Annotated in this window: 9 protein-coding genes; 3 read left to right on the forward strand and 6 right to left on the reverse strand. The window is 68.4% G+C overall.

Annotated elements, in window-relative coordinates; translation table 11 throughout:
- Positions 1-20 precede the first annotated feature (20 nt).
- The gene (locus tag ACFWUU_RS16230) at positions 21-1,487 is read left to right on the forward strand and encodes a glycine hydroxymethyltransferase (RefSeq protein WP_380176379.1); all 1,467 of its coding nucleotides are present in this window, start codon (positions 21-23) and stop codon (positions 1,485-1,487) included.
- On the opposite strand, the gene ACFWUU_RS16235 is transcribed toward ACFWUU_RS16230, so the two are convergent.
- Positions 1,480-3,033, reverse strand: coding sequence for a DHA2 family efflux MFS transporter permease subunit (locus tag ACFWUU_RS16235; RefSeq protein WP_380176381.1), 1,554 nt, complete (start codon positions 3,031-3,033; stop codon positions 1,480-1,482). The two genes, ACFWUU_RS16230 and ACFWUU_RS16235, sit on opposite strands and share 8 nt — an antisense overlap.
- A gap of 62 nt (positions 3,034-3,095) precedes the next feature.
- Here ACFWUU_RS16235 and ACFWUU_RS16240 point away from each other — a divergent pair, with 62 nt between their 5' ends.
- Positions 3,096-3,566 carry a GbsR/MarR family transcriptional regulator gene (locus ACFWUU_RS16240; RefSeq protein WP_137255001.1) on the forward strand — a complete coding sequence of 157 codons (471 nt, stop codon included), beginning with the start codon at positions 3,096-3,098 and terminating at the stop codon, positions 3,564-3,566.
- Positions 3,567-4,511: 945 nt separating this feature from the next.
- Here the strand turns inward: ACFWUU_RS16240 and ACFWUU_RS16245 are convergent.
- The 5 genes from ACFWUU_RS16245 to ACFWUU_RS16265 form a co-directional block, all read right to left on the reverse strand.
- Positions 4,512-5,696 carry an amidase gene (locus ACFWUU_RS16245; protein WP_380176383.1) on the reverse strand — a complete coding sequence of 395 codons (1,185 nt, stop codon included), beginning with the start codon at positions 5,694-5,696 and terminating at the stop codon, positions 4,512-4,514.
- On the reverse strand, positions 5,693-6,277 hold the full coding sequence (locus tag ACFWUU_RS16250; protein WP_380176385.1) for a hypothetical protein: 585 nt from the start codon (positions 6,275-6,277) through the stop codon (positions 5,693-5,695). The genes ACFWUU_RS16245 and ACFWUU_RS16250 overlap by 4 nt, the downstream gene beginning before the upstream one ends.
- A 10-nt stretch (positions 6,278-6,287) precedes the next feature.
- Positions 6,288-8,072 (reverse strand): glycoside hydrolase family 9 protein, encoded by a 1,785-nt coding sequence (locus ACFWUU_RS16255; protein ID WP_380176387.1) that lies wholly within the window; start codon positions 8,070-8,072, stop codon positions 6,288-6,290.
- A gap of 80 nt (positions 8,073-8,152) precedes the next feature.
- Positions 8,153-9,346: an MFS transporter gene (locus tag ACFWUU_RS16260; RefSeq protein ID WP_380176389.1), complete on the reverse strand. Its 1,194-nt coding sequence runs from the start codon at positions 9,344-9,346 to the stop codon at positions 8,153-8,155.
- Positions 9,343-9,912, reverse strand: a complete 570-nt coding sequence (locus ACFWUU_RS16265; RefSeq protein WP_380176391.1) for an ArsR/SmtB family transcription factor — start codon at positions 9,910-9,912, stop codon at positions 9,343-9,345. The genes ACFWUU_RS16260 and ACFWUU_RS16265 overlap by 4 nt, the downstream gene beginning before the upstream one ends.
- A gap of 413 nt (positions 9,913-10,325) precedes the next feature.
- Between ACFWUU_RS16265 and ACFWUU_RS16270 the strand changes: the two genes are divergently transcribed.
- Entirely contained in the window at positions 10,326-12,017 is a 1,692-nt protein-coding gene (locus ACFWUU_RS16270; RefSeq protein ID WP_137254995.1) for a nitrite/sulfite reductase, read from the forward strand.
- The last annotated feature ends 40 nt before the right edge of the window (positions 12,018-12,057 follow it).

The following is a 12,057-nucleotide window of genomic DNA, read 5'->3' on the forward strand; positions in this document are numbered from 1 at the left end:
CAACCGCAGGAGAGACAACGATGCCTCAACCCATCGACAACACCGCATCCTTCGACGCGGTCGCCGCGTCGGCCGCGTACAACAACGCGCTGCAGGTGATCGCCGCGGTCGAACCGACCATCGCCGGCGCGATCAAGGCCGAGCTGGCCGACCAGCGGTCCTCGCTGAAGCTGATCGCGAGCGAGAACTACGCCTCCCCCGCCACCTTGCTGACGATGGGCAACTGGCTCTCGGACAAGTACGCCGAGGGCACCATCGGCCATCGCTTCTACGCCGGCTGCCAGAACGTCGACACCGTCGAGCAGGCCGCCGCCGACCACGCGACCGCGCTGTTCGACGCGCCGCACGCCTACGTCCAGCCGCACTCCGGCATCGACGCGAACCTGGTCGCGTTCTGGGCGATCCTGGCCCAGCGGATCGAGTCCCCGGCGCTGGCCGAGGCGGGTGCCAAGCACGTCAACGACCTGTCCGAGGACGACTGGTCCAAGCTCCGCAAGGCGCTCGGCGACCAGAAGATGCTCGGCATGTCGCTGGACGCCGGCGGTCACCTGACGCACGGCTTCCGGCCGAACATCTCCGGCAAGATGTTCAACCAGCACTCGTACGGCACCGACCCGGAGACCGGGCTGCTCGACTACGACGAGGTCGCCCGCAAGGCCCGCGAGTTCAAGCCGCTGATCCTGATCGCCGGCTACTCGGCGTACCCGCGCAAGGTGAACTTCGCCAAGATGCGCGAGATCGCCGACGAGGTCGGCGCGACGCTGATGGTCGACATGGCGCACTTCGCCGGCCTGGTCGCGGGCAAGGTCTTCACCGGCGACTTCGACCCGGTCCCGCACGCGCACGTCACCACGACGACGACGCACAAGTCGCTGCGTGGTCCGCGCGGCGGCATGGTGCTCTGCCAGCCGGAGTACGCCGAGTCCGTCGACCGCGGTTGCCCGATGGTGCTCGGCGGTCCGCTGAGCCAGACGATGGCCGCGAAGGCGGTCGCGCTGGCCGAGGCGCGGCAGCCGTCGTTCCGTGATTACGCGCAGGCAGTCGCGGACAACGCCGTCGTACTCGCCGAGGGCCTGATGAAGCGTGGCGTGAAGCTCGTGACGGACGGCACCGAGAACCACCTGGTCCTGCTCGACGTCTCGTCGTACGGCATCACCGGCCGGCAGGCTGAGTCCGCGCTGCTCGACGCGGGCATCGTCACCAACCGGAACGCCGTACCTCGCGACCCGAACGGCGCCTGGTACACCTCGGGCGTCCGGATCGGTACGCCGGCGCTGACCACGCGCGGGTTCGGCGCGGACGAGTTCGACCGGGTCGCCGAGCTGATCGTGGACGTGCTGTCCGCGACCACCCCGACGACCACGTCCGCGGGCGCCCCGTCGAAGGCGAAGTACGTCCTCGCCGACGGCGTCGCCGACAAGACCCGTGCAGCTTCGGCCGAGATCCTCGACAAGCACCCGCTCTACCCGGGCCTCGTGCTCAACTGATCACCCGCTGCCCGCTCCCAGAGTCTTGGGGGCGGGCAGCTTTCTTCTTCGGCATCAGCACCGCGGCGAGGATCGCACCCGCAACGGCGATCCCGGCCGACACCCACATCGTGGTGTTGAGGCTGGTCATGAACGCGTCGCGCACGTTGGCGAGCAGCCCCGGCGAGCCGGCCTTGGCGGCGGCCGCGAGTCCACCGCCCAGGCTCTTCTCGACCGCATCGGCGACCTGCGCCGGGAGCCCGTTCGTGTCGACGTTGTGGCGGTAGACCGAGTTCAGCACGGTCCCGAGTACGGCGACGCCGACCGTACCTCCGACCTGACGGAACGCCTGCAGCAGCCCGGATCCCGTCCCGGCCCGCTCCGGATCGAGTACGCCGAGTGCCGCGTTCATTGCCTGCGGCATCGAACAGCCGAGGCCGAATCCGACCACGACGAACCAGATCGCCGTGTACCCGTACCCGGTCCCGAGATCGGTGAACGCGCCGAGCGCGAACCCGACCGCCATCACGACGAACCCGGTCATCACCACCAGCCGGGTGCCGACCTTCGACTCGACCGGTGACGCCAGCTTCGCACCGACCGTCATCCCGCCGATGAACGGCAGCAACTTCAGCCCGGTGTGCAACGCGTCCGATCCGTTGATGCCCTGGAAGTACTGCGGCATCGTGAACAGCAACCCGAAGATCGCGAACACCGACACCGTCAGCAGTACGGCGCCACCGGTGAACACCCGCTCGCTGAACAACCGCAGCTCGATCAACGGCTCCCGGTTACGCCGTTGCCAGACGAGGAATCCGGCGATCAGTACGACGGCGAGTCCGAGGAAGACGATCGTGACACCGTCGGTCCAGGACGACTCGCCGGCCTTGGTCACGCCGTACACCAGAGCCGCGAGGCCGGTGCTCGACAGCACGATGCCGAGCCAGTCGATCGCCGGGCGGTTCGAGCTGCGCGTCTCGGGGACGAGCAAGCTGACCGCGAGGGCGGCGATGAAGGCGATCGGGACGTTCATCAGGAAGATCCACTGCCAGCCGGCGTGGTCGAGGAGCAGGCCGCCCACGATCGGGCCGAGCGGCATACCGATGCTGTTGGCAACGACGAAGAACCCGATCGCCTTCTTCCGGTCCTCCTCGGTGCGGAACAGCACGGTGATCAGCGACAGCGCGACCGGGACGATCATCGCCGCACCGATCCCGAGGAAGGCGCGGGCGGCGATCAACTGGCCGGCCGAGTCGGACAGGGCACACGCCAGCGACGCAAGGCCGAACAGCGTGAGCGCGATCGCGATGATCTTGCGCCGCCCGTACCGGTCGCCGAGCAGACCGGCCGGCAGCAGCAACGCAGCGAGGACGAGGTTGTAGCTGTTCGCCATCCATTGCAGCTGGCTGGTCGACGCGTCCAGGTCCTTGGCGAGCGTCGGCAGCGCGACGTTGAGCACGGTCGTGTCCAGGCCGAGGACGAGGACGGCGAGACAGAGTGCGATGAGTACGCCGAAGCGGCGGCCGCCGGTGAGCGTCGGCGCTGCGGTGTCGGTGGTCGTGGTCATGGATTCAAATTATCAGAAGTTTGTGATAGTTGCGATAGATCAGATTACTGTAAGCTTCAACCATGGCGGAGGAACCGAGCCCGGAGGCCGTGAGCCAGTTCGTCGAGCGGTTCGCGGGCGTGCTGGCGAACAGCGGCGTACCGACGATGTCGGCTCGGGTGATGGGCGCGATGCTGGTCAGCCCGACCGGCACGATGACGGCCGCCGAGCTGGCCGAGTCGCTGAAGATCAGCCAGCCTGCGGTGTCCGGCGCCGTACGGCAGTTGTTGCAGGTGTCGTTCATCTCCCGCGAGCGGCTGCCCGGTTCGCGCAAGGACCACTACCGGATCCGCGAGGACGTCTTCGCCGCGATCCTCGAGCGCCGCAACCTCGCGCTGAGCGAGTGGGAGTCGACCAGCCGCTCGGGCGCCGCGCTCTTCGCCGCCGACTCCCCCGTCGCCCGCCGGCTGACCGAGGCCGCGGACTTCTTCGCCTTCATCCACTCCGACATGGAACAAATGATCAAGAACTGGCGCGCGGACCATCCGGGATGAGCCCGCGTCTCGTTGGTACTGCGTGGTTGGACAGCGACGAGCGAACCCGCTGGGAGACGCGCATCATGCGCCGTCGCGTGCCGCTCTACCGGGTCGGAATCGCTGCGCTGCGGGCTCTGAACGCTGTGACCGGCGGCGGTCCTTCGCTGCAGGTGACCCAGTGGGAGCGGGTCGGGCCGCACGGCCGGACCTTCGTGATGGACAAGCTGGAGACGATGACCGGGCGGACCGATCATCCGGTCACCTCGCGGGCCGAGTTGCGGGCGCGGACGTCGTTCGCGTCACGGCTGGCGCGGGCGATCTCGGCGGACGAGTGGCCGCAGATCATCGCGGAGTACGAACGACGCCGGCGGGGCGAGCGTCCGCAGTACCGCTATGTCGGGCATCGACCGCTGAACGCCGAGTCACATGCGTTGATGGACGAGGCGTGGGTGCGGGGCGAGCTGCCGACGGATCCGTTCCGGGCTTGGAACGTCCTCAAGTTCGAGGACGAGGGCGCCTTCTACAGCGAGTTCTTCACCGACGGCGGAGCCCGCGGCTACCCCGGCGGCGAAACCAACCCCGGCTTCCGACTCGGCCGCATCATGTTCGACATCACCTGGCGCGAGAAGGCGTCGCTCGCCGGTGAACAACACGTCCTCCGCCGCAGCCGAATCCTCCGCGCAAAAGAACTCACCAAGTTCTTCCGCACCGAACTGAAGGAAGCCCTCCACTCACCGGCCCCGTCCACCGCCCCGACTACCGCCGTACGCGACGAGCTCTACACACCACCCGTCGTCGCCGCATTCTCCGACTTCACCAAGCCTGAGCTGCTGCGCTCCCCGACTGCCCGCGGCGAAACCACGCCGGACCGCAAGCAGGCCTCGGCTGTCGACCTCGCCAACACCGTGGCGAAGGCCCTTCCACCGCCAGTTGCCGACATCGCGGCGAGGGCTCACCCGCCACTCAGCGGACCGGCGGCAGCGGAAGCTCGACCAGCAGCAGGCGGGCCACCGCGAGCGCAACCTCGTCCGCCCCATGCGGCGCAACAACCTGCAAGCCCACCGGCAGTCCCTGCGACCTTCCGGCCGGAACACTCACCGCGGGATGGCCGGTCACGTTGAACACCCAGCACGGATCGCCGGTCACGATCGTCTCCTCGTGCTGATCGTAGCCGTGGGCAACAGTCAGCGTGGTCGGCGTGACGAGTACATCCACCTCGGCGAACAGATCCGCGAGCGCCGTGTTGTTGAAGTGCCGCACCTCCCGCGCCCGCTTCGCGGCCGACTCCTCCACCCCACGCCCGTTGTCCAGGTCGGACAGCACTTGCCACGCCTCGTCCGTGGGCGCAAGCTCCAGCGGTACGTCGACCACCTTCACTCCAGCCGCCACCAGCCGTTCCCGCACAACCCGATCCACACCCGGGTCAGCAGCACACGCCCCGAGCGTCGACCGATAGGCAGCCCGCCAAGTTCGACCCCCGCTCGACCGAGCCGGGACCGGCCAGGGTGGGAGGGCGGTGGGGTCGAGGCGGTGAGGGCCGGAGGCGATGCTCGTTGCCAGGATGACGTCGTCGAGGTCGGCGCCGATCACACCAGCTGTCGTCAGCCCGCCGAGCGGACGCCCGCCCGGTCGCGGGATCCGTCCGTACGTCCCTTTGAAGCCGATGACACCGGAGAACGAGGCGGGGATGCGAAGCGAACCACCGCTGTCGCCACCGGTTGCCAGGGGTACGACGCCGGCCGCGACGGCTGCTGCACCACCGGCCGTCGAACCGCCGGGTGAGCGGGACAGGTCCCACGGGTTCCGGGTGTAGTCGGTCCCGTTCCAGCCGAAGGTCAGCGACGTGGCGCCCGGCCGGGCCCGGGTCGACCACCCGATCGGGATCGCCCCGGCCGCAAGCAATCGAGCGATGATCGGCGCGTCCGGCGGCGTACGCGACTTGATCAGGAACGGTACGCCGGCCAGCAGCCCATCCGGCTTGACCCGCTGCGCCGCCGCCCGCGCGCCCGCAGCATCCAACTCATCCAGGAAATGCAGCACCGGGTCCAGCCGCCCAGCCGCCGCGATGGCCTCCTCGACCACGTCCAACGCGCCGACTGCTCCGGACCGAACAGCAGCTGCGATCTCGATCGCGGTACGCCGGATCATTTGGCCAGGAGCGTGTAGGCGAAGGGGAGGCGGCGGTCCAGCCAGTCGGCCGTGATGGTGATTGTGGTTGAGGTGATCATCACCAGCTCGGAGGGTGTGCGCCATTCGAGGGTGCGGGACTTGGTGGGTTGGTCGCCGCCCTCGTCGCCGATGCCTGTCAGCCCGTCCAGGACGCTGACGATCAGGCGGGACGCCGCCTTGGCGGCCAGGCGGGCTGGGCTGCCGGTCAGCCATTCGGTGCGGCCGAGGATGTCGGGGTGGCCGGGTTGGGTGATCTGCCAGTTGGGGCGGAGGAAGCGGCGGGGTGACGGCAGGCGGGTGATGGTGCCGATCTCGGCGGTGTCGGCGTCTTGGACTGACCAGGTGTGGTCGCCGGTGACGACGACGCGGCACAGGAGTTGGGTCAGTTCGACGTCGAGGTAGAGCGAGCGGTTCGCGCCGACGTACGCATAGGGCTCCAGCACCCGGTCGTCGTTCGGGCCTTGGACAGCGCGAATGGCGTTCGGGCCGAACTCGATGCGGGTGGCTCGGCGGGACACGTTGCCGAGGGTGAAATCCCGGACGTCCTCCCAGCCAGCCACCCGCGTGAGTTTACGTCAGCGCGTAGACCGCGATCGCCGCGAAGTCGTCCGCCGGTTCGGCCGTCTGCCACGACCGTACGTCGTCCACGTACCGCGAATCGTGCCCGGTGTACTGCGCGTACGGGTCGGACGCGTCCGCCGGACAGTGAGTCATCCCGTCCAGGTAGTCGTCGAGCCCGTCCGTGAAGAGGTCGGCGGAGTTCGGCCCGTTGACGACCGCGCCGGTCAGCTGGTGGCCGGTGATGTTCGCGATCTGGTGGTGGGGGCAGCGTTCGAAGGTCTGGCCCACGCCGATGACGAACGAGACACCCCAGGCATTCGCCCCGAAGGCCCAGTCGAGTTGGTGTTGACCGAAGGCGTCGTACCGATGGTCGCCCGTCGCCCGCGCATACAGGCGAGCAGTCGTCGCCAGCCCGAAGGTGTGCGGTACGGCGTCGAACTCGGCGTACTGCGCCCCGGCCCGGAACGGATCCGCCGCCGACCGCGATGCCCCGATCTCCAACTGCGCCCGCAGATCACTGGCCAACTCCCGAACCAACGGCCGATCGGTCCGCGCCGCCCGGATCAGATCCGCGTGCGCCAACGCGCTCACGTCGTACAGGTTCAACGTGTCCCCGCCGGCCTCATGAGCGATGTACTGCGAAGCCCAGTACGCAGCCTGCTTCAGCCACGCCCCGGCCCGCGGATCACCCAACCGCTTGGCAGCCAGCGCCAACTCCGTCGCGCCCAGCTCGAGGTCATCCCGCCACGCCGTCTCCGGATAGAACGCGAACGGCAGCGACGTCACCAGCTGCCCGACATTCTTGGTCTGAGCCTGCGCGAAGATCTGCGCGGCCGTGTCGAGATGCCGGCGCGCGTCCGCACGGTTCGGCTCGACCTGTGCCGCCAGCGCGAACGCCGCCGCCGTACGTCCGGCCAGGTTGGGGCTGATCGGCTTGCCCGGCGCCGCGGCCCGGAACACCGGCCGGTTGCGCAGGAACCGCTCGGACGGATCCGTCAGGTGATCGTCGACGCCCGGCAGCCGCCAGATGTCGTGGTCGCCGATATACGTCTCGGTGTCGTTGCCCGCGCCGACGCCGACCTGGATGTACAGCGTGCGCGTCCGCTGGTCCCACATCTTGTCCAGCCAGTCCAGCCCGTGCCGCGCCTCTGCCAGCACCTTGCCGTCCGGCCTGTCCCGAACCGATGCCCACAGCAACGATTCCGAGTACGCCGCGATGTGGGTGAACTTCAGGTAGTCGCCCGCGTCGTACCACCCACCGGTGACATCTACCGGACCACCGATGCGCTTCAGCTCGCCGACCGTCTGATCACTGTCCGGATCCACGAACTCCGGGATCTCGTAGACGAGCGCCTTCGAATCATTGCGATGCACGGTGTCTCGTTGGGCCGTGAAGAAACCGACGGCTTTGTCCTTGGCGGAGGAACGAAGGCGGTCCGCCGACGCGCGCACGTCGAACCCAGCCGACGCGACCCCCGGCACCTCGACGCGGTAATGCCCCGGCACCTTCAGCGCGGACAGATCCAGCTGATAGACGTGCGGGTACGCCGCATTCCACTCCCCTACATCCTTGCCGACCGAGCCGCTCAACACCCGCCGCCCGAACCGGTCGACCACGGAGAACCGAGTCGCCACCGAACGACTCAGCACGTACGCCGCCTTGCCGTCGAAGGCGCCGTACCCGAGCTGATTCACCCGTATCGCTCCACCCGGTGCAGCCTGCGCCGTACTCACCGGTCCCACCACCAAACCCGCTGCCACCACGAGGGCTCCGAACCGACGCCAGGACCTCACGATTGTCTCCCTCCCAATCGTTAGGAAAGTTTCCTATTGTGATCGGGACGGTAGCGCACCGGCCTCCGCGAGTACAGAGTTCAGCGGTTCACCCGGACCGCGGCCCACAGCACCAGCGTGGCGAACAGGACCCCGACCAGGACACAGGCGACCGGGATGCTCGACACACTGATCAGCGCGCCGAAGCCGGTCATCGCGAGCGGCATGATCGCCTCGTCGGACAGGTTCACGATGCTGAAGCTGCGACCGAGGTACGCCGGGTCGACGGACTGCTGGAACGCCGCCGACAACTGCGCGGACGCGATCCCGGCCGTGCAGCCGATCATCGCCATCGCGACGAAGATCCCGTACTTCGGCACCACGCCGATCATCGCGCAACCAGCCGCCTGGACGACCAGCACAAGTAGACCCGACCGCGCCAGATCAGCCGGCTTCCAGCGCATCGCCACCACCGCGCCGGCCGCCGCCGCGATCCCCGAGCACGCCTCGAACCAGCCGAACCAGGCCGAACCCCACCCGGCGACGTGCGTCCGCTGCACCAGCCCAACAGCCAGGACCGGACCGACAAATAGATTCAGGCCGGAGAACGCGATCACCAGCGTCCGCGCCCGCCCGTCCCGCTTCAGATAGGCGAACCCATCGCGCAGGTCGGCGCGGATCGACCGGCCGGTCGAGACCGGCTGCGGGAGGCGCGGCTTCACCAGGAACGCCAGCGCCACCGCGATGACGACGTACGACGCGGCGTCGGCGATCATCACCGTGACCAGTCCGCCGTGCGCGACCAGCAGACCGCCGAGCGGCGCGCCCGCGAAGATCGCCAGCCGCTGTGCCAACTGCGAGCCGGCCGACAGCTTCACCAGATCCTCGGACCGGACCATCCGCCGCGGCAACGTGCCCGAGGCGGGGGTGTACAGCGCGTCGACGGCGCCGAAAACGACCGCCACCGCGAGCAGTACGGCGAGGGACAGTCCCCACACCGCGACCACGACCGAGGCGACCACCAGGACGACGATCCGGGCCAGGTTGGCCAGGATCATCGTGCGCCGGCCGTCGAACCGGTCCGCGAGCGCGCCGCCGTACAGCAGGACGAGGGCCTTCGGCAGCGCTCCGATGCCCATCACCAGACCGGCGCCGGCCGGGGTCGTGACCTGGGCCGCGCTCCACGCGAGACCGACGAACCAGGCCATGTCGCCGGCCTGCGACACCGCGGCCGACATGATCCATCCGTGCACCCGACGGTCTCTCCGGAGCGGCGGGAAGACCGTGGTGCTCATGGCCTGGCGGGTACGGCGTGAGCGAAGAAGAAGACCCGGTGGGCGTCCTCACCTTCGGCCGGATTGTCGTGGTACTCGCGGACCAGCTCCTCGATCCGCTCACTCAGCTCGACGAGCTGCTCGGGCGTCAATGTGAGCCATCTCTCGGTCGCGTACGCCGCCCGCACCCAGGGCTCCTCGAACTCGTACCGGATGTCGAACCACTGCCGTACCTTGCCGACGTGATGAGCCAGGTTCTGGTCCTCGGCGGTGGCCGCGACCAGCTCATCGGCCGGATCGCCCTGGGCGTCCGCGATCGACCACGAGTACTCCGAGGTGTCGCCGAGCTTCCACCAGCGCTCGCGGCGGTTCTTGGCCAGCTCGGGAGCCTCGACGATCACCCCCGCCGCGCTCAGAACCTTGAGGTGATGACTGATGTTGCCGACCAGCTCGCCGGTCGCCTCGGCCAGCCGGGAGGCGGTCGCGGGGCCGTCGAGGTGGATCAGGTCGAGCAGCCGGCGGCGGAGCGGATGGTGGATCGCGGCGAGCACGGACGGCGTCACGGTCCGGCGGTTGGCGGGTGTCATGGACAGCACCGTAGCTTCCACAAGAACTCTTGTGCAAGAGTTCTTGTACGACGTGTTCGACGCCTGGATCAATCTCCAGCAGACTGGTGGACATAGCCACATCGTGAGATCGGGTCTCAAACTTCAGGATTGACAGTTGCAAAGTCGGGCGCTGGCGCTGACGCTTGTGGACATGCTCGCTGCCCGATCCACCCACCTCGTAGGTCGCATTCATGTCGACCTCGGGCGGATGCGCAGCGCCATCTGTTGTCCTTCGATGTTCTGACAGCGACCCATGCCCGGGCCAACGACGGCCCCCTGATCCCTCCCGATCACCGCTGGGTGCGCACCGCGCGGAACGCATCGAACCGACGACGCTTCGATCCCGCCGCACCTCGGTGAGCACCTGTCACTAGGACAAGGACACGTCCCCGATGACTGCTGGCGTCACCTCTCCGGCTGCCCGTAAACCCGCCCGCCCGCGTAAGGGCAAAGGCGAAGGGCAGTGGGCGCTCGGCTACCGCGAGCCGCTGAACAAGAACGAGGAGAACAAGAAGAACGACGACGGCCTGAACGTCCGGGCCCGGATCGAGAACGTCTACGCGCACCGCGGCTTCGACTCGATCGACCCCGCCGACCTGCGCGGCCGGTTCCGCTGGTGGGGGCTGTACACCCAGCGCAAGCCCGGGATCGACGGCGGCAAGACCGCGACGCTGGAGCCCGAAGAGCTGGACGACCGCTACTTCATGATGCGGATCCGGATCGAGGGCGGACAGCTGACCGCCGAGCAGCTGCGGGTGATCGCGGAGATCTCCACGACGTACGCGCGTGACACCGCCGACATCACCGACCGGCAGAACATCCAGCTGCACTGGATCCGGATCGAGGACGTGCCCGCGATCTGGCAGAAGCTGGAGGCTGTCGGGCTCTACACCACCGAGGCCTGCGGTGACGTCCCGCGCGTGGTGATCGCCAGCCCGGTGGCCGGGATCGCCGCGGACGAGATCATCGACCCGACGCCGGCCATCGACGAGATCGTCACGAAGTACATCGGCTCGGACGAGTTCTCGAACCTGCCGCGGAAGTTCAAGACCGCGCTGACCGGCCACCCGTCGCACGACGTCGTACCGGAGGTGAACGACATCGCGTTCGTCGGTGTCGTGCACCCGGAGCACGGCCCGGGCTTCGACCTGTGGGTCGGCGGCGGCCTGTCGACGAACCCGATGCTCGCGCAGCGGCTCGGCACCTGGATCCCGCTGGACGAGGTCGCCGAGGCGTGGTGGGGCGTGACCAGCATCTTCCGCGACTACGGCTACCGCCGGCTGCGGACGCGGGCGCGGCTGAAGTTCCTGCTCGCGGACTGGGGTGTGGAGAAGTTCCGTGAGGTGCTCGAGGACAAGTACCTCAAGCGCAAGCTGATCGACGGACCCGCGCCAGAGGTTCCCGCCGTACAGGGTGACCACATCGGGGTGCACAAGCAGAAGGACGGCAAGTTCTTCGTCGGTGTCGCTCCGGTCGTCGGCCGGGTGTCGGGCGCCAAGCTCGCGCAGGTCGCGGACGTGGTCGCGGCCCACGGGTCGGACCGGATCCGGACCACCGCGCAGCAGAAGCTGCTCGTGCTGGACGTCGAGGAGGCACAGGTCGAGTCGCTGGTGACGGAACTCGACGCGCTCGGCTTCCAGGCCCGGCCGTCGGCGTGGCGGCGGAACACGATGGCCTGCACCGGGATCGAGTTCTGCAAGCTGGCGATCGTCGAGACCAAGGCGAAGGCGGCCCAGCTGATCGACGAGCTCGAGGAGCGGATCCCGGAGCTCGACGTACCGATCACCGTGAACGTGAACGGCTGCCCGAACTCGTGCGCCCGGATCCAGGTCGCCGACATCGGGCTCAAGGGCCAGCTGGTGATGGATGCCAATGGCAACCAGGTGCCCGGCTACCAGGTGCACCTCGGCGGTGGCCTCGGCCTGGACGCCGGCTTCGGCCGCAAGCTGCGTGGCCACAAGGTCACCGCTGACGACCTGACGGACTACGTCGAGCGCGTCACCCAGAACTACCTGAAGGAGCGCAACGAGGGCGAGCGGTTCGCCCAGTGGGTCACCCGTGCGGATCAGGAGGCTTTGCAATGAGCGAGCGTGCGGCACCTCTGTACTGCCCGTACTGCGGGGA

It is taken from the genome of Kribbella sp. NPDC058693 (genome assembly GCF_042715335.1).
GTDB lineage: Bacteria > Actinomycetota > Actinomycetes > Propionibacteriales > Kribbellaceae > Kribbella > Kribbella jiaozuonensis.